Source organism: Aquabacterium sp. (assembly GCF_021768455.1).
Classification (GTDB): Bacteria; Pseudomonadota; Gammaproteobacteria; order Burkholderiales; family Burkholderiaceae_C; genus Aquabacterium.
On sequence record NZ_JAIZVX010000089.1, the window covers coordinates 1 to 18,190 of the forward strand.

Annotated in this window: 14 protein-coding genes; 12 read left to right on the forward strand and 2 right to left on the reverse strand. The window is 64.1% G+C overall.

Annotated features, from left to right (window positions below):
* Positions 1–871, reverse strand: an 871-nt coding sequence (locus QZ994_RS12445; protein ID WP_290871832.1) for a glycosyltransferase, incomplete at its 3' end; no start/stop codon positions are given.
* A 77-nt stretch (positions 872–948) separates the two neighbouring features.
* On the opposite strand from QZ994_RS12445, the gene QZ994_RS12450 reads away from it, so the two are divergent.
* Positions 949–2,082 (forward strand): glycosyltransferase family 2 protein, encoded by a 1,134-nt coding sequence (locus QZ994_RS12450; RefSeq protein WP_290871834.1) that lies wholly within the window; start codon positions 949–951, stop codon positions 2,080–2,082.
* A gap of 10 nt (positions 2,083–2,092) precedes the next feature.
* Here the strand turns inward: QZ994_RS12450 and QZ994_RS12455 are convergent, their stop codons facing one another.
* The gene (locus QZ994_RS12455) at positions 2,093–3,400 is read right to left on the reverse strand and encodes a hypothetical protein (RefSeq protein WP_290871837.1); all 1,308 of its coding nucleotides are present in this window, start codon (positions 3,398–3,400) and stop codon (positions 2,093–2,095) included.
* Positions 3,401–3,711: 311 nt separating this feature from the next.
* Between QZ994_RS12455 and QZ994_RS12460 the strand changes: the two genes are divergently transcribed.
* The 11 genes from QZ994_RS12460 to QZ994_RS12510 all read left to right on the forward strand — a co-directional run.
* A complete protein-coding gene (locus tag QZ994_RS12460; RefSeq protein WP_290871840.1) occupies positions 3,712–4,344 on the forward strand; it encodes an XrtA/PEP-CTERM system exopolysaccharide export protein in 633 nt (210 codons plus the stop codon).
* A 25-nt stretch (positions 4,345–4,369) separates the two neighbouring features.
* Positions 4,370–5,911 carry an XrtA system polysaccharide chain length determinant gene (locus QZ994_RS12465; RefSeq protein ID WP_290871843.1) on the forward strand — a complete coding sequence of 514 codons (1,542 nt, stop codon included), beginning with the start codon at positions 4,370–4,372 and terminating at the stop codon, positions 5,909–5,911.
* Positions 5,912–5,919: 8 nt separating this feature from the next.
* Positions 5,920–6,996 (forward strand): XrtA-associated tyrosine autokinase, encoded by a 1,077-nt coding sequence (locus QZ994_RS12470; protein ID WP_290871846.1) that lies wholly within the window; start codon positions 5,920–5,922, stop codon positions 6,994–6,996.
* A gap of 58 nt (positions 6,997–7,054) precedes the next feature.
* The gene (locus QZ994_RS12475) at positions 7,055–8,530 is read left to right on the forward strand and encodes a TIGR03016 family PEP-CTERM system-associated outer membrane protein (RefSeq protein ID WP_290871849.1); all 1,476 of its coding nucleotides are present in this window, start codon (positions 7,055–7,057) and stop codon (positions 8,528–8,530) included.
* 10 nt (positions 8,531–8,540) lie between these two features.
* Positions 8,541–10,799 (forward strand): XrtA/PEP-CTERM system-associated ATPase, encoded by a 2,259-nt coding sequence (locus QZ994_RS12480; RefSeq protein WP_290871852.1) that lies wholly within the window; start codon positions 8,541–8,543, stop codon positions 10,797–10,799.
* Between the two features lie 82 nt (positions 10,800–10,881).
* Complete coding sequence (locus tag QZ994_RS12485; RefSeq protein WP_290871855.1) at positions 10,882–11,892, forward strand: polysaccharide deacetylase family protein; 1,011 nt, start codon at positions 10,882–10,884, stop codon at positions 11,890–11,892.
* Between the two features lie 172 nt (positions 11,893–12,064).
* Positions 12,065–13,474, forward strand: a complete 1,410-nt coding sequence (locus QZ994_RS12490) for a TIGR03013 family XrtA/PEP-CTERM system glycosyltransferase (protein WP_290871858.1) — start codon at positions 12,065–12,067, stop codon at positions 13,472–13,474.
* A gap of 164 nt (positions 13,475–13,638) precedes the next feature.
* Positions 13,639–14,703: a lysylphosphatidylglycerol synthase domain-containing protein gene (locus tag QZ994_RS12495; RefSeq protein WP_290871861.1), complete on the forward strand. Its 1,065-nt coding sequence runs from the start codon at positions 13,639–13,641 to the stop codon at positions 14,701–14,703.
* 32 nt (positions 14,704–14,735) lie between these two features.
* Entirely contained in the window at positions 14,736–15,758 is a 1,023-nt protein-coding gene (locus QZ994_RS12500; RefSeq protein ID WP_290871864.1) for a glycosyltransferase family 2 protein, read from the forward strand.
* A gap of 41 nt (positions 15,759–15,799) precedes the next feature.
* Positions 15,800–17,551 (forward strand): glycosyltransferase family 39 protein, encoded by a 1,752-nt coding sequence (locus QZ994_RS12505; protein WP_290871867.1) that lies wholly within the window; start codon positions 15,800–15,802, stop codon positions 17,549–17,551.
* Positions 17,541–18,190 (forward strand): phosphatase PAP2 family protein (locus tag QZ994_RS12510; protein WP_290871870.1); only part of this gene is annotated, 650 nt, incomplete at its 3' end. The genes QZ994_RS12505 and QZ994_RS12510, both read left to right, overlap by 11 nt.

An 18,190-nucleotide genomic window follows, 5' to 3' on the forward strand; every position in this document is an offset into this window, starting at 1 on the left:
CCGCTGCCGCCGCCTCGGCCACCACAAAGCCAAATGCTTCGGCCCACTCCGATGGCGCCACCACCACGTCGGCCTCACCATACAGCCTTGCAGCCCAGTCGATTTGCCCCAGGAAATTGACCTGGTCGACCAACCCGACCCGCCGCACCTGCTCATGCAGAGCATCGCCGTGAGGCCCCTGGCCTGCAATCACCAGACGAACGGGCACCCCTTCATCGTGCAGCACCTTGATCGCGGCCACCAGCGTGTCAACTCCCTTCTGCCGAATCAACTGCCCCACGAAAGCAACCGTGAAAACCGGGTTGTCGGGCGGTTGGGCAGGGGGAGCAAAGCGCTGCGTGTCCACACCGTTGTGGACACGCACCACCTGCCCCGCGGGGAAAAAGACGTCTTCCACGTCACGGCGACATACGAAATCAGACACCCCAACGATCAGATCCACATGGCGAGCAGCCCAGCGTCCGCGCAACCAGGCCATCGCCTGCAAGGGCCACGGCTTGCGGGACGCCTCACCACTGGAGTGGTCCGCCACCACCAGCCGCCGGGCCCCGCTGTGGCGTTTGACATGCCTCAGCGCAGGGTCGAACTTCGAGAGGAAATGCGTCTGAATGAGCGCAGGCCGCCAGGCATGAAGCGTGCGACCCAAGGCCACCGCACCGGCGCGCGTCAACGGATTGGCTGACACCAAATAGGGACTGCCCAGGGCCTGCAGCCTGTCCTTGATCAGAACCGAAGGCTCTCCAGCAAACACGTAAACCGACTGCCAGCCACGTGCACGCATCGCCTCATCCAGACCAAGCAGGAACTGCTCCATGCTGCGCCAGCCGTTCGGAACAAAGTCCAGCCACTGGACCACCGTTTTCTGACTCATCCCCCCCCCTGTCCAAGCCACCCTGCCTGCCAAGGATTATGCTGCGCCCTCTCCACCCTCCAGAGTTCACCCAAGCCATGCTGCTCGCGGACGCCACATTTTTTTGCGCGACCTTTTTCATTACTTATGCCTACGCGCTGTACCCGCTGGGCATCTGGGTGCTCGCACGCTGGAAGCGCCAGCCCCCTCCGCCCCCCTTGGCCCTGGACCTGTGCCCCGAAGTCACGGTCGTCATCGCGGTGCACAACGAGGCAGGCCGGATCGCAGCCAAGGTGGCCAACCTGAGGGCGCTGGACTACCCGCAAGACAGGCTCCACATCCTGTTTGTCTCAGATGGCTCGACCGACGACACCGCCGACAGAATCCGTGAAATCGCCGGCGTGACCGTGATCGACTACGCCCAACGTCAAGGCAAGGCACACGCCCTCAACACCGCCATGACGCAGGTGGACACCGAAGTCGTGCTGTTCTGCGACGTGAGGCAGATGGCCGATCCCATGGCTCTGCGTCACATCCTGGGGCGACTGATGCGCCCCGGGGTGGGGGCCGTCAGCGGCGAACTGGTCCACCGTGACCCCGCCAACGCCACGTCGGCGCAGATCGGCCTGTACTGGCGCTACGAAAAATGGATCCGGAAATCGGAAAGCGAAGTGGCCTCGGTTGTGGGGGCAACCGGCGCGTTCTACGCCATCCGACGCAAGCACTTCGTGCCCCTGGCCCCCGACACCTTGCTGGACGACTTCGAAATCCCGATGCAGATCGTCCGCCAAGGCCTGCGTGTCCAGTTTGAGGGCCGCGCCGTGGTCTATGACGAACTCCAGAAAGACCTCGCGGGCGAACGCAAGCGCAAGGTCCGCACCCTGGGGGGCAACTTTCAGAGCTTTGCCCGCCACCCATGGCTGTTTTCGCCGTCAAGCAACCCGATCTGTCTGCAGTTTGTGTCGCACAAGGTGTGCCGACTGGCGGTGCCCTACGCCATGATCCTGGCCCTCTTCAGCAGCCTTCTCAGCCACACCGCCCTGGTTCAGACTGCCGCAGCAGCCCAGCTGGTGTTCTACGCCGCAGCACTGGGCGGGCGCCTGATTCCCGCTCTCGCCCGCAACAGGCTGATCAGCTTCGCGGGGGTTTTCCTGGAACTGAACTGGGTGGCCATGCTGGCCGGCATCCAGTACTGGCGTGGACGCCTGGACACCCGCTGGGAAAAGACCTGAGAGGTCTCGCTCAAGAAGTCGCAGAGTCTGCGCCATCAACCTTCGGCCGGTAAGCTGGCCGGGCAATCAGGTGATCGCGGTACTGCCCCGGATCCCCCTCGAGGCCAGCCTCCGCTGCCTTGACGATGTTGTACATCTCGCGCGCACTCACATAGTGGAGTTTCCAGCGCTGACCGTCGTTGTAGCGTTCCTGCATGTACTCGAACGCCTGCCGCATGGGCCTCCCAAGCAGGGTATCGGTGTCACGCTCCTGGGTTCCATGGGTGTGCACCTTGACAAAGGTCCACTCTGGACGACCTTCCACATGGATGCCCATGTTGACCCAGGCATCCACCCGATCCGGCGTCGGGGGGCAACTGGTTCGCACATCGGCGTTTTCGATGCGCGGCACCAGGCCGAATTTTCGACTCGCGAAATTGAATCCGAGTGGCCCCTGGATCAGCATCAGATCGCCTTCTGGCGGCTTGCCGACCTTGACGCGCACACCCTTGTCGTGCGATGCGGGTGCGTTGGGGTCATCCTTGGCGTAGTAGATCTTGTTGATCGTTCTGGGCTGACAGGGATCGGGTGCGGCCGGGAAGGTGTAGTCCACGTAACACCCCTCCTCCCGCAACACGATGAGTTCGTTGTTCACGCCGCAGCAATAGCCATCGCCACGAGGATGGGAGTTGTCCAATGCCCAATTGCCGTGAATGAACGCCCAGCGAGCCTGCCCGGTGATCGGATCTCTGGGCAGGGCGTCGTGTTCGTCGATCAGCGTGGAGGTGAATCGCCGGAGCTTTTCTCGGAGGCCGGCGTCGGTGTCGTGATGATGGTGAAGGTGAATCTCGATCTCACCCAACCCCATCCGACACAACTCCACCAGGGGACGAATGTGTTCTGGCCGGTACTCTTCTTCCGGGTAGAAGAAGCTGTGCACAGGCTGGCGGCCATCCGCATCGCGAAGGCCTTCACACAGCTTGGGGTAATCCTGCCGCCACCGGGCCACTCGGGCGCATTCCGTTTCATAACTCGGCTGCTGAAACCCCGGCTCGAAGTGATCCACGAAACAAAACATCAGGTGCCGCGTCACGCCAACGGCAGGTTCGGGTGCACGCCAGTCCTGGCGGATGTAACTGCCCAACCAGTTGAGCACGTGCTTCTGCTGTACCGCGCGAAAAACGACGGCTCCGGCAGCACCGGCCAGAGCAGCCAAGCCAATGAAACCGGCGCCCATCAGAGCTTGGCCGCGCCGGGCGGGCAGAGAAGAGAGCAGGAAAAGATCATGGTGCGTGGAGACAGAGCAAGCAAAAACGTCACAGGGCCTGTCGAAGGGCAAACGAGTCTATCACTCAGCCCCGGTGATACCACCACCCTGAACACCCCCCCAATACACGCGCCTCGTCACGGTATCACCACACAAATGCACACTGTGACGGGTAGAGTACAGGCTCAGTTGAAACAGCTTGTCACCAGACGCCCCCCCCCCGACGGCAAGCACACGGCGTTGCGCCAACCGGACGGGCAAAAGTCAAACTCGGGCAGCTTGTCGCCATCTCACCCGATCCGTCCTATGCTTGCGCCTGTCCAGCTCCGGGTCCGGCGCGCCAGACCGGTGGAAGGCGGAACGATCACCAGAGGAAACCATTCATGCACACCGTACGCATCCCGGGCGCCCGTCTCGCCCTCCTGGCCTCCAGCGTCATCATGGCCTTCTCTCTGGCCGGCTGTGGCTCATTCAACCCACACCCCGCTGCACCAAGCGTGGTCGACACCCCTGACACCCTTTACAAGATCGGTGCGCTCGACACCCTCAACGTCGTCGTGTGGCGCAACCCTGACTTGTCATCGAGCGTGAACGTCCGCCCGGACGGACGCATCTCCATCCCGCTGGTCGAGAATGTGCCCGCAGCAGGCAAACAGCCTGAAGAGTTGGCACGCGACATTGAAAAGATCCTGACCAAGTTCATCCGTGACCCCTCCGTCACCGTGATCGTGAGCAGTTTCCAAGGGGTTTCGACCGAGCAGATTCGCATCGTGGGCGAAGCTGCCAAGCCTCAGGCCGTGCCCTTCCGACAAAACCTCACCTTGCTGGACGTGATGATCCAGACCGGTGGGTTGACCGATTTTGCGGATGGGAACGGGGCCGTGCTGGTGCGCGGGAGTGAGCAAGGCAAGCAATACAGCATCCGACTGAAGGACCTGCTCAAGCGTGGTGACATTTCGGCCAACGTGCCGGTAAAGCCAGGCGACATCATCATCGTGCCCCAAAGCTGGTTCTGAAACCGATTCCCGCGTTACCTCCCACATGGATGACATCGTTCGACAGCTGACATCGATCCTGCTGGCCGTCTGGCGACGGCGGTGGCTTGCTCTGGGCGTGGCCTGGCTGGTTTTCCTCGCTGCCGTCGGGCTTGTATGGCTCAAGCATGACCGCTATGAGGCATCCGCACGGGTGTTCGTCGATACCGAGACCGTGCTCAAGCCTTTGATGACAGGCCTGGCCTTCCAGCCTGACGTGGACCAACAGGTCAAGATGCTGGCACGCACCCTCATCAGTCGCCCCAACATCGAGCAGCTCGTCCAATCGCCCAGGGTGGGGCTGACACATCTGAGCGAAAGCGACCGCGAAAAGGTCATCGAGCGCCTGATGCGTGACATCAAGATGGCCCCCAGCGGAGACGCCAAGCTGTTCGCGCTGTCCTATGCCGACATCAATCCCGACAGAGCCCAACGCATCGTGGAAGAGTTGGTGGCGCTCTTCGTGAACTCTGGGGTGATTGACAAACAGCGCGACTCCGAGCAAGCCAGGCAATTCCTGGATGATCAAATCAAAAGCTATGAAAGCAAGCTGACGGAAGCGGAAAACAAGCTCAAGGATTTCAAGATCCGCAATTTCGGCCTGACCGGCACATCCAACACCGACTACTTCTCACGCATGTCGGAAAGCACGACCGAACTCAATCGGATCAGGGTGGAATTGCAGGCAGCCGAGCAGGCGCGCGAAGCTCTGAAGAGAGAACTGGCTGCTGAGGACCCCTCCATGCCGTCCAATGCATTGCCTGGGGCGCCGGCCCTGCCGACAGAAACCGAAGCAAGGCTGGACGCACAACGCAGGCAGCTGGATGACCTGATGCGCCGCTACACCGACGAACACCCCGACGTGCTGGCCGTGAAGCGAAACATCGCCCAACTGGAGCAGCAAAGGCGGGCAGAGGCCGAGCAGGCCGGCCGCAGCAAGGACCGAGGCAAAGCCCCTACCAGTCCGGTTTTTCAGCGCATCCGCATGGCCCAGGCCGAGGCAGAAGCCAAAGTCGCCTCGTTGCGTGGCCAGCTCGGCGCCCAACAGGCGCAGCTGGACCAGGCCCGATCAATGGCTGGCAAAGCACCGGCCGTGGAAGCAGAACTGGCCCAACTCAACCGCGACTACGACATCGTTCGCAAGAACTACGAACAGCTGGTCGCGCGCCGGGAGTCGGCCAGCCTGGGCGTCAAGATCGACCAGACCACCAAAGCCGCAGAATTCCGCGTGGTGGAGCCCCCGCGCGTATCAGACAGCGCCACCAAGCCGAGTCGCTTGATGATTGCCTTGTTGGGATTCATTGCGGCCATCGGGGGAGGCTTCGCTGCCGCTTTCGGGCTGAGTCAGGTCTTGCCAACAGTCCAGACGACCCGTCAACTCAGCGAACTCACGGGCCGCCCGACTTTGGGCAGTGTGGCCATGGTCAGCACTCCGGCAGACCTCGAGGACGCACAAAAGCAACTGCGGCTCTTCATGGCTGTCTCGACGCTGTTCATCCTGGCCAACATCGGCTGGATCGTGGTCGTCAAACTGAAACTGATCCCCTGAGGCCGCCCATGAATACCATCGAACAGGCCGCCAGGAGACTCGAGCAACTGAGGCGCTCAGGCATCGCGGTCGACCAAACTGAGAGCCAGGGACCGCAGCCAGTGGCTGAGCCCACTTTGCCCGCGCTGGAGACCGGGACCGGATCGGGGATCTCCCTTTCTGACCTGGCAAAACCAGCCGAGCGCATCGACTTCCCCCCGATCGATGGCCGAATCGCGCTGTCAGACCTGCCCGCTGTCGGGAGTGGCGCCCCCCAGCCGACGGCCGCGCTGCCTTCGCGAGCACCCGGCAAGGCGGAAGGCGTCGCACCCGATTCACCGGCAGCCGAGTCGGTTGACGGGGCGCTCGTGAAAACCGCCCCTCACAGCCGCACACAGGACATCGATCTGCTGCGCATGTCGAGGGCCGGCCTCCTGGTGCCAGGCACGCCACGCTCGCAACTGGAGGAAGAGTTCCGCATCATCAAGCGCCCATTGCTGGAGAACATCCGCGGACAGACAGCCGCCCGTCCTCATCGCGCCAACCTCATCATGGTCACCAGCGCCTTGCCCGGTGAAGGCAAGACACAGACCGCCATCAATCTGGCGGTCAGCATCGCACTGGAACTCGACCATTCGGTCTTGCTGGTCGAAGCGGATGTGATCCGCCCCACCACTTTGAGCAGACTGGGACTCCAGGCGCGCCGAGGCCTGATTGACCTGCTGGAAAATGCCGACGTCACCCTGCCGGATGTGCTGATTCGCACCAACATTCCCAAGCTCACGCTGCTGCCGGCCGGGCCTGCCAGTGGTCGCGCCACCGAACTGCTGGCCAGTTCGGCCATGAACACCCTGCTGGAAGAGCTGGCCAGCAAGTACGCAGACCGCGTGATCGTTTTCGATTCCCCTCCCTTGCTATTGACCTCAGAAGCCCGCGTGTTGGCGACCCACATGGGGCAGGTGGTGATGGTGGTCGAGGCCGACAAGACGCAGGTAGGCTCGATCAAACAAGCCTACGCCACCCTGGAAGACCACCCTGTGGTGATGAGCGTGCTCAACAAATACCAAGGTCCTAAGGGGAATGCGTATGGCTACTATGCGCCCTGAGCCCCGCCCTGCGCACCACCAAGCAACCGGCGTGGTGCTAGCTGCCGCGCTGAGTGCGGTGTCATTTGCCGTTCAGGCCCAGACACGCCTCCAGCCCACCCTGGACGCCGAAGCAGTTTTCACCAGCAACGGGAACTTCAATGCCATCGGCCCCAAGCAACGGGATACCGTTTTGACGGTCTCGCCTGGCTTGAATGTGAACGTGGTGGGCGCAAACTCGAGCCTGATCGGGCAATGGCAGTTCAAGGCCACACACTCTTTCCAAGGCCTGCAACCCGACAGCGTGATCCCCTCGGGCAACCTGAAACTGCACACCGATGTGAACCGTTCGGGGGCCGGCCTGGATGCGTCCCTGGGGTCGGCCCAGGTCGCCTCGACGCTGGCCACCAGCAATGCGGGGACAGTCTCCGTCAGCAACCAGTACACGAACACCGAATGGCGGCTGAGCCCCTATTTCACACGAGCACTTGATGAACGAACGGTTCTGAGTGCGCGCCTGACCCGCGGACTGCAGCAAACCAGCCAGGTCGACAACACGCTGGCAAGCAGGCCAGATGCGCACCTGCGCGACGACAGCATCAGCCTCACGCAGCAACCCGCCCCGCTGGGCTACACCGTGAGCAGGGCCTGGCAGTCGACCCGCAGCGCTGGGCAGGCCGACCCGGTCCTGAGCACCGACAGCAGCAAAGCCATCGTGCGCTACGCCCTGAACACAGAACTGGTGCTGGGTGTTCAGACGGGCGTGGAGCGCATCCAGGCCTACCCGACTCGCTTTGTGGACCACCCCACCGGCCTCCTGCTCGACTGGCATCCCTCGGAGCGCAGCAGCATCGCATCGGGCCTGCAGCAGCGGGAATTCGGGCGCGCATGGCAATTGGCAATCCATCACCGCACCCCCTGGATGGCCGCGAGCATACAGGCTGATCGGGGACCGACCACCTCGCTGTTCACCATTGGCAGCGTCGGTAGCGGAGGGTCGGCGCGCGACCTCTTCGACGCCATGCTGACCACACGCATCCCAGACGCCCAGGACCGTGCAGCCGCAGTGGACAGCCTCCTGACGAGCCGCAACATCCCGACCCAGCTGAACGGCTCCCGCGACTTCTACAGCCTGACTGCCCAGCTACGCCAGACCGTGAACGGACGGTTCGTCCTGATGGGCCGCAGAGACACCTGGCTGAATCAGGCAGGGCTGATCAAGACCAGCCCTCTGGACACGGGCACATCGAGCGACCCGCTCAGCCTGACCGATCCACGGCACACCCGACAGTACTATGTCGAATCCCAACTCACGCACCAGCTGACCACGGTGAGCAGCCTCACGGGAGGCTTGCGCTGGACACGCGCACGCGAACAGGTGCCCGGCAATGACCCATCCGTGTCGCGCGACTTCACCTGGCGAGTGTCCCTGAGCACAAACATGGCCCGAGACACGACGGCCACCATCGGACTGCGCCGAGTGTTGAAGCACTCCGCTGCCAGCTCGAGCTCAGATGAGGCCGCCCTGTTCATGGGACTGGGTCACCGCTTCTAGGAGCCGCAGGATGTATGAGTCCCATTTTGGGTTGACCGCCCCTCCCTTCCTGCTGAACCCAGACCCTGGCTTCTTTTTTGACAGCAAGGGGCACGCCAGCGCCCTGTCGTATCTGAAATTCGGCCTTTACCAGGCCGAAGGCTTCATCGTCATCACAGGAGACATCGGCGCGGGCAAAACCACCCTGGTCCGCACCCTCCTTGCCGACATCGACACCGAAAAGGTCGTGGCAGCCCAACTCGTCAGCACCCAGCTCGAAGCGGGCGATCTGCTGCGCTCGGCCATCACAGCCTTCGGCATCCCGTTCAACGGACACAGCAAGGCCGAACTGATCGCCACACTGGAGGCCTACCTCACGTTGTTGGCCACCCAGAAGAAACGGGCCGTGCTCATCGTCGACGAGGCGCAAAACCTGAGTCGCGACGCCGTCGAAGAGCTTCGCATGCTGTCGAACTTCCAGTTCGGCAACCAGGCTCTGCTCCAGAGTTTCCTGATCGGCCAGCCGGAATTGCGCGACATGCTGCTGTCTCGCAGTCTGGAGCAACTGCGCCAGCGGGTCATCGCGTCCTACCACCTTGGCCCGATGGACCGGGGCGAAACCAGGCGCTACATCGAACACCGACTGAGAAAGGTCGGATGGACCGACAAACCGCGTTTCGATGAAGAAGCCTTTGATGAAGTCCACCAATGGACCTCAGGGATTCCGCGGCGAATCAACCTGCTGTGCAACCGCTTGTTGCTGGCCACCTACCTGGCCGACGGCGTCGACATCACGGCGGCCAATGTGGCGGCCATCGCGATGGAAATCCGTTCGGAAATCGGGGAAGCGCTGCCCCACCGCAGCCCTGGCCCTGCAACCGCAGGCATGTCTGCCGTCGCACCCCACACCACTCCAGCGAACCAGGCGAGCTCGCTGCCCGGCACACCACCGAAGCGGACCGATTCGCTCGAGGCACCGCTCGATGTCAGGCATCCGGCCGAAGACGCCCCCCTCTCGGGCCTGTATGGCATCAACCCGCCAGAACCGAATCTGGACCTGCGCACCCATGATGCAGGGGACCCCTCGGAACCATTTTTTCTGATCGTGTCCGGATCACGATCGGCATGCTTGAGAACGGCAGCCCTTCGCAAGGCCTTCGCAAACCGGGCAGAGTTGCCAGCGCTGAAGCACCTGCACATCGACACCCCCGGACGCTTTGAACTGACCAACGACTGGGCAGAGCACATGGGTCTGGGTGAGCCCCATTTCCGTCTCCGGTTGCAGTCGGCATCCGCCAGCGCCCTGCTGGCCGACGCGCTCCGCCAGATCGACCATCTGCTTCAGGCGTACCCCCCTGTGGCGGTCATCGTTCAGGACGGCGAAGATGCAGCACTTGCCGCGAGCCTCGCAGCACACCGACAGGGTGTGCCGATCGTCCACATGGAAGCCGGGTTGCGCAGCTTTGACAGGCGCCATGCCCACGAAATCAATGCCATGATGTGCGACCACATGGCCGACCTCCTCCTGACATCCGAGTGGGTTGCGCACGACAATTTGACGCGGGAAGGCATTCCCACGGAAAAGGTGCTGTTTGTCGGCAACGCCTTGATCGACACCATCCGCGGGATGCTGCCCCAGGCTTCGGCGCCGAAGTACACCTTGCGACAGTTCAACCATGACCCCGAACTGCTCAAAGGAAGGCACGGTTATGGCCTGGTCAGCCTGAGCCAGAACGGCCTGATCCGTGACCCCGACGCCGTGGTCGCATTGATGACCGTACTTCGGGCCGTTGCCCGCGAACTGCCGCTCGTTTGGCCCATTCAAGCGGAACAGCGCGACCTGCTGGCCCGACACGGCGTGCTGTCAAAGATCGAAGCCCCCGGCTCGGGTTTCGTGGTCCTGCCGATCGTGCCGTATTTCAAAATGATCGGCCTCGTCGGGACCGCAACCTGCGTTTTCACCGACGTGGGGACAGTGCAGGAAGAGGCCACGATCATGGGCGTGCCCTGCCTGACGCTGCAGAACCATTGCGAGCGCCGAATCACCATCGAGCAAGGCACCAACACGGCGGTGGGTGTCAATGGTGGGCTGATCAGCAGAGCGGTGGTCGACATCATGCGAGGCAATGGCAAAAAAGGGCGCCTGCCAAAGTTCTGGGACGGCGCGACCGGCGGCCGCGTGACCGAACACCTCTCGGCCTGGTACCAGAACCACAGACAGGAACAAGCCAACCGGCAACGCATGACGGCGGCACCGGCTCAGCGAGAAGCGACGGAGCCATCCCCCTGAATCGGGCGCCCGTACCAGTGACCCCTTTCATTTGCGATACAGTTGAAACAAACCTGACAACGATCAGAGAGGATCCCGGTCAATGCCCACGTTGCGTCCATTTTTGAGGCTGGCCACTGGCCTGGCCTCGCCTGGGAGCAGCCGTGGTCGACTCAACATCCTGACTTACCACAGGGTTCTGGCCGAACGAGATCCCCTCCTGCCCGAAGACCAGATCGACGCGCGCACGTTCGACATCCACATGGCGGCCATGGCTGAGCACTTCCATGTGCTGTCCATGCCGGAAGCCGTCGAACGCCTCTTCCAGGGCACCCTGCCAGCCCGCGCAGCCTGCATCACCTTCGATGACGGTTATGCGGACAACTACACAGAAGCCCTCCCCATCCTTCAACGGCACGGTCTGACGGCAACCTTCTTCGTGTGCACAGGGTTCCTGCATCAGGGACTGATGTTCAACGACATCGTCACGGAATCGGTACGTCGCGCAACAGGCAACCACGTCGACCTTCGCCACCTCGGACTCGGCGTCATGTCTTTGGCCAATACCGCCATCAGGCGCCATGCGGCACAGGCGATCATTCATCAGATCAAGTTCTACGCCCCTGAAGACAGAGACGAGATCTGCAGGCAACTGCACCATCAATTGGGTGGGGGAGAACCCCTGCCAGGACTGATGATGAAGCCCGAACACCTCACGCAGTTGGCGCGCAGCGGCATGACTGTCGGGGGGCACACGCACACACACCCGATCTTGACGCGGCTGCCATTGGCCTCGGTCCGAGCCGACATCCAGCTGAACGCCGACACCATCGCCGGCCTCACGGGACAGTCACCCACGATGTTCGCCTACCCCAATGGCACACCGGATGGCGACTACAACATCCACCACGCAGATCTGCTGCAGCAGATGGGGTTCAAAGCAGCGGTTTCTTCTGCATGGGGCGTTGCCCACGAGGGCTGCGACCGCTACCAGTTGCCGCGATACGCACCATGGGGGACCAACTCGCAACGATTTGTGATCCGCCTGATCAAGAATGCCCTGTTGGGACAACACGCCTTGAGAGCTGCCAGAACTGCAACCTCGATCGGTTGATCCCCCTTGAGTGTGACTTTGCTCACGGCTCCCCCCAGATCTAGGGACGCGCCCCCTGAACACAGGATATGGATGCTCGACACCAGGGCACACAATGCGTCCATTACTAAAAGTTACCAGTTTGGGCAACCCGGCACTTCGTTGCCGCGCTTCCCACTCCTGAGAGGTCACCATGCTTCGGCTATTCCAACATCACATCTCCTTGGCCACCCTGGCCGAGTTGCTGGCGGACTGCCTCACGAGCTTCCTGGCCGTGGTCCTGGGCACGCTCACCATCGTGCACTTCTACGGTGACGCGGCCATGCCAGGGAGTTTCGGCACGGCCTTGCGTTCCGGCCTGGGCTTCGCCTTGCTGATTCCTCTGCATTGCGGACTGGTTGGCGTGTACCGCGAAGGCTCAGAGCGCAAAACCCCTCGGGCCAAGCTGGGTCGGGCGTTGTTGGGCTGCCTGCTGGGCGCCCCGATCGCCTACCAGCTGGCCATCAAGACCATGGTCGACGGGACCCAGGCGCACCAGTTGATGGGCTTTGCGGCCGCCTACCTGCTGGTGGGTTTGCTGATCGTGCGAGGCCTGCTGCTGACCGCATGGCGCGGCGCCCTGGTTCAACAGCGTGTGCTCATCATTGGCACGGGCAACGAAGCACACGCTGTGGCCACTGACCTGAAGTCGCGTCGTTTGCGCAGCCATGCCGTCATCGGGTTCTACCCGGCTGGTGAGTCGGTGCTGCCGGCCAACGACAAGCGATTCAACATCTTCGGCCAGGCGCAGCGGATCGAGGACATCGTCAACCAGCACGACGTCAACCAGATCATCGTGGCAGTCAAGGAGCAGCGCGGCGGCAACGTGCCCATGGACCAGCTGCTGAGTGCGCGGGTACAGGGCATCCCGGTGATGGACCTGGCCACCTTCTACGAGCAGACCACCGGCGAGGTGCCCGTGGACAGCCTCAAGGCCAGCTTTCTGGTTTATGGCCGAGGCTTCGCTCAAGGTCCCGTACGCATCGTCATCAAGCGCCTGTTCGACATCTTGAGCTCCGGCGCACTGATCCTGCTGACCCTGCCGCTGATGCTGCTGACCATGCTGGCCATCCGGCTGGAGAGCAAGGGCCCGATCATCTACCGTCAGGAGCGTGTGGGCCTGGGCGGCAAGGGCTTCATGTGCCTGAAGTTCCGCAGCATGCGCACCGACGCCGAAAAAGATGGTGTGGCCGTCTGGGCCTCGAAAAATGACAGCCGCATCACCCGCGTGGGCGCCTTCATCCGCAAGACGCGCATCGACGAGCTGCCCCAGTTGTTCAGCGTGCTCAGCGGCGAGATGAGCATGGTTGGCCCTCGCCCGGAGCGCCCGACATTCGTCGCCCAGCTCAAGGAAAAGATCCCGTTCTACGACGTGCGCCACAGCGTCAAGCCTGGCCTGACCGGCTGGGCACAGGTGCGATACAGCTACGGCGCCTCGCTGGAAGATGCGCTGCACAAGCACCAGTACGACCTGTACTACGTGAAGAACAACTCGCTCTTCCTCGACATCATGGTGCTGTTCGAGACCGTGAGCGTGGTCCTGTTCCGCGAAGGCGCACACTGAGCCCACGCTGATACCGATCTGATACCGCCAGGGCCCACCATTCGGTGGGCCTTGTTTTTGGAGGCCACGAGGCATCTGGAGACATCTGATCTGCTTGCTTCACACCCCGGTATCAGATCAGGCTCAAGATGCGGGACAATCTCGGGTTGCCCTGAGCCTCTCCGATGTCCGAGCCCAAGCCCCCCACTTTGCCCCGCCACCTGAAGCCAGGTGTGCCTGCGGGCGAGCCCGTCCAGGGCCGCCGTGTCTGGGCGCGCCCGAAACTCTGGCTCGCCTGGGGCCTTGGTTTGGGCCTGCTGGCCTGGATGCTGGCCCACACACCGTGGTCGAAGGCGGCTGCGGCACTGGCTCGGCCCGCACCTGAAGTCTGGGCGCTCACCCTGTTCGGGCTGCTGTGCAGCTATGCATTGCGGGCGGCACGCCTGCAGGTGGTGCTGGACCTCGATGCCCACCATCGCCCGCCCCACCGCTGGCTGGGCCTGCGCACAGATGCCCTGCGCGTGATCCTGATGCACAACGCCGCCGTGAACCTGCTGCCGATGCGGGCGGGCGAGCTGAGTTTCCCCTGGCTGGCCTCGCGTGAATTGCAACTGAGCCTGCCACGCGCCGTGGCCTGCCTGTTGTGGATGCGGGTGCAGGACCTGGTCGTGCTTCTGGTGCTGGGCGTGCTCCTGTGGCCAGGTCTGGACTGGGCCCTGCGCCTGGGCGCCCTGGCCTCGCTGGCCGGCGGCTGGCAGGTCGGTGCATGGCTGCTCAAGCGCTGGTTCGACGGCCATGACCCCGAGGCCATGGCCGCGGGACCGCATGCGGGCCTGGTCGCACGCCTGAGGGCGGTGCTGCTGCGTGTGCGCGCTGCGCTGCTGGAACCCGCCCACCACCACCCCCTGGCCTGGCTTCTCACGGCAGCAAACTGGGCCTTGAAACTGGCGGCCGGTGCCACCTTGCTCTCCGCGATCAGCGGCGCCCCCTGGCTCACGGCCTGGGCGGGCGCCCTGGGCGGAGAACTGGCCGCCATCGTGCCCCTGCAGGGCCCTGCAGGCTTCGGCACCTACGAGGCCGGTGTCTGGGCCGGCTTTGCCGCCAACCTCTCACGCCAGGCCGCACCGCTGGCCCTGGCCGTCAGTGCCGCCCTGGCGCTGCACCTGTGTTTCCTCGTCTGCGCCGTGCTCGCCGGCGCACTGGCCGCCCTCCTCGGGCCCGGCAAGCTGGCCACCACGCCACAGCCTTGAGCCCACCGAACCGATCGCATGAAAGAACAAGCATGAGTCAAAGCCCCGCCATCCAGACCGCAGAAGGTCCAGTCCCCGCTCACCGACTCTCCATCGTCGTCCCCATGTACAACGAGGTAGAGAACGTCGAGCCCTTCGTGACGGCCACGCACGAAGCCCTGGCAGGCTATCCCTTCGAGTGGGAACTGATCCTGGTGAACGACGGCAGCCGAGATGGCACCACCCAGGCCATGGACGAGCAAGCGCGTCTGCGTGGCCCGCACGTGCGCCCGATCCACCTGTGGCGCAACTTCCGCCAGACAGCGGCGATGCAGGCCGGCATCGATGCGGCCCGCGGCGACGTGATCGTCACCCTCGATGGCGACCTCCAGAACGACCCGAAAGACATCCCCAAGCTGGTGGCCCGCCTGCTGCGCGAGGACCTGGACCTGGTGGCCGGCTGGCGCCAGAACCGCCAGGATGGCCTGTGGTTGCGCAAAGTGCCCTCGCGCATCGCCAACCGACTGATCCGCAAGATCACGCAGCTGGAATTCCAGGACCTGGGCTGCAGCCTGAAGGCCTACCGCGCCAGCGTCCTCAAACGCGTGAGCCTGTACGGCGAGATGCACCGCTTCATCCCGGCCTGGATGGCCACGGTGACCTCCCCCGCCCGCATGGCCGAAGAGCCGGTGAGCCACCATGCCCGCACGCGTGGCGAGTCGAAGTACGGGATTTCGCGCACCCTGCGCGTGGTGCTCGACCTGCTGGCGGTGAACTTCTTCCTGCGCTTCTCGGGCAGACCCGGCCACTTCTTCGGGGGGGTGGGCCTGGCCGTGGGCAGCGTGGGTGGCCTGATACTCGCCTACCTGGGCGCGCTCAAGCTGCTGGGTGACAACATCGGTGGCCGCCCGCTGCTGTGGCTGGGCTTCTTCTGCGTGCTGGGCGGGCTTCAGTTCCTCACCACGGGCGTGCTGGCCGAACTGCTGATCCGCATCTACTACGACCGCGGCCAGGTGGCGCCGTACCACACGAGCGAGGCCCCGGCCTTGTCCACAGACCAGGCCTGGCACCGCTGAAACCGGGCTGCCCGCTGTCCCTCGCCTCATCCACCGTGACCATGAAGCCAAGCTCCGCTGTTCCGCCCACGCCCTCTGCATCCGCTTCCCGGGCACAGCCTTCGGGCCCCGTGCCGCGCTGGCCTCGCCTGTGGGGGCCACGCACGGGCTTCCTGCTGGCCTTCGTGGCGCTGCTGATGGCCTACCGCATGTGGGCAGTGGGGCACACGGGCATCTCTCTGTTCTTCGATGAAGCGCAATACTGGGACTGGTCCAAACACCTGGCCTGGGGCTATTTCTCCAAACCGCCTCTGATCGCGGGCCTGATCTGGCTGAGCACGGCACTGTTTGGCGAAGGCGTGCTGGGCGTGAAACTGCTGTGCATGCTGCTGTACCCGGCCACGGCCCTGGCCATGGTGGGTCTGGCGCGGGCCTTGTGGCCCACCAGTGGCGGCGTGCGCACCGGCATCGTGGCCGCTGCGCTGTTCATGAGCATCCCCGTGGTCGGGCTGATGGGCCTGTTTGCCAGCACCGATGCCCCGCTGATCCTGTGCTGGACGCTGGCCTCCTGGGCCCTGTGGCGCGCCCAGGTCACCGACCGGCTGGTGTACTGGGTTCTGACCGGGCTGGCCTGCGGCGTGGGCCTGATGGGCAAATACACCATGGCGGCGTTTGCACTGACCGCCATCTGGACGCTCTGGGGTGTGCCTGGCCCTCGCCGGGGCGTGCTGCGCCTGGGCCCCTGGGTGACGGTGTTGCTGGCCGCAGCCCTGCTGGCCCCCAACCTGATCTGGAATGCCCAGAACGCCTTCCCGACGCTGGCGCACACCGCCGAACTGACTACCCAATCGAACCGACAGGGCGGACTGTTCCCCGCGGTGCAGTTTCTGCTGGGCCAGGTGCTGATGCTGGGTCCGGTGCCCGTGCTGGCCGCCATCTGGCTGGCCTGGCAAGGCCGTGGCACCCAGGTTGCCACCCAGGGCACCCCTGTGAGCACCAGCCAGTGGACGCACAGCACCCAACAGGCCGGTGGCCTCGAGAGCGGCACCCTGGGTCGCCCGGTGGCCAGGCAATCGGCCTACCACCTGGCGTCGGTGTCGAGCTTTCGTTTCCTGTGGGCCATGTGCCTGCCCCTGCAAGGGGTGGCCGTGGTGCAGGCCCTCTATGCCGATGCCCACGTGAACTGGGCCGCCCCCTCCATGGTCGGCTTCACGATGCTGATCGCCTCGACGCTGAGCGCACCGCTGCTGTCGCTCTCGGCACCCCGCCCCAACCGCTGGCTGCTGGCCGCGGTGCTGAGCAACCTGGTGCTGACCACGGCCGTGCTGCACCTGCGGGAGATCGCTGGCCCCACCATGCCCTCGCGCCTGGACGTGCTGGTGCGCATGCGCGGCTGGCAGGAGGCCTTCGACCAGATCGCCGTGGCCATGAAGGCGCCCACCGTGCAGGGCCTGCCCCTGCTCACCGACCAGCGTCTGCTCATCACCGAGGCCGCCTACCACCTGCGTCACCTGAACGTGGCCACCTACGCCTGGAACCCCAAGGGGCAGCGCAACGACCACTATCAGATGACCCGCAGCCTGCCCAACAAGGTGGGCCAGGACGTGCTGCTGCTGACGGCCAACCCCAAGCCTGACGAGATCACCCAGCGCTTCGCGATCGTGCGCGAACTGACGGTGGTGAAGCAGCCGGTGGGCCCAGACCGGGCCATCACCTTGCACCTGTTCTTCCTGAGGGGCTTCCTGGGTTACGACCAGGAGACCTACCTGCGCCAGAGCGGCGCCGACCAGCCTCCCGCCCGCGATGAGCTTTGACCACCCGGCTGCCGATGCGCAACAAGAAGCCACAGACCGCCTGGTGATCCTGGTCTGGGCGGGCCTGTTCTTCGCGTTGGCGCTCTTCTCGCTGCTGCCCGGGCTGGACCTGCTGGTGTCGGCCCATTACTACAGCGCCGAGCAGGGCTTCTTCCGCCGCAACGACCCCATGGTGCTGTGGCTTTACGACTGGACGCCCTGGATCGGCCGCGTGCTGGTGCTGCTGCTGGCCCTGTTCGCCCTGCTGGCACCCTTGTTCGCCCGCCAAGCCGCACGCCAGGGTGACTCGGACCGCGCGGCACGGCTGCGTGGCCCCTGGCGCCGCACGGCCACCCTGGCCGTGGCCGTGGCCCTGCTGGGCAATGGCCTCTTGATCGAAGGCGTCTTCAAGAACACCGTGGGCCGCCCACGCCCGGTACAGACCGTGCAGTTCGGTGGCACGGACAGCTACGTGGCCCCGCTTCGCCTGGGCCCCGCGCCCGCCAGCCACAAGAGCTGGGTCAGCAGTCACGCAGCCGCCGGCTTTGCCCTCATGGGCCTGGGCCTGGGCTGTGGCCCCGTGTGGCGCCGCCGCTGGATCCTGATCGCCATGGTCAGCGGTGGGGTCATCGGCCTGGGGCGCATCATGCTGCTGGTGTC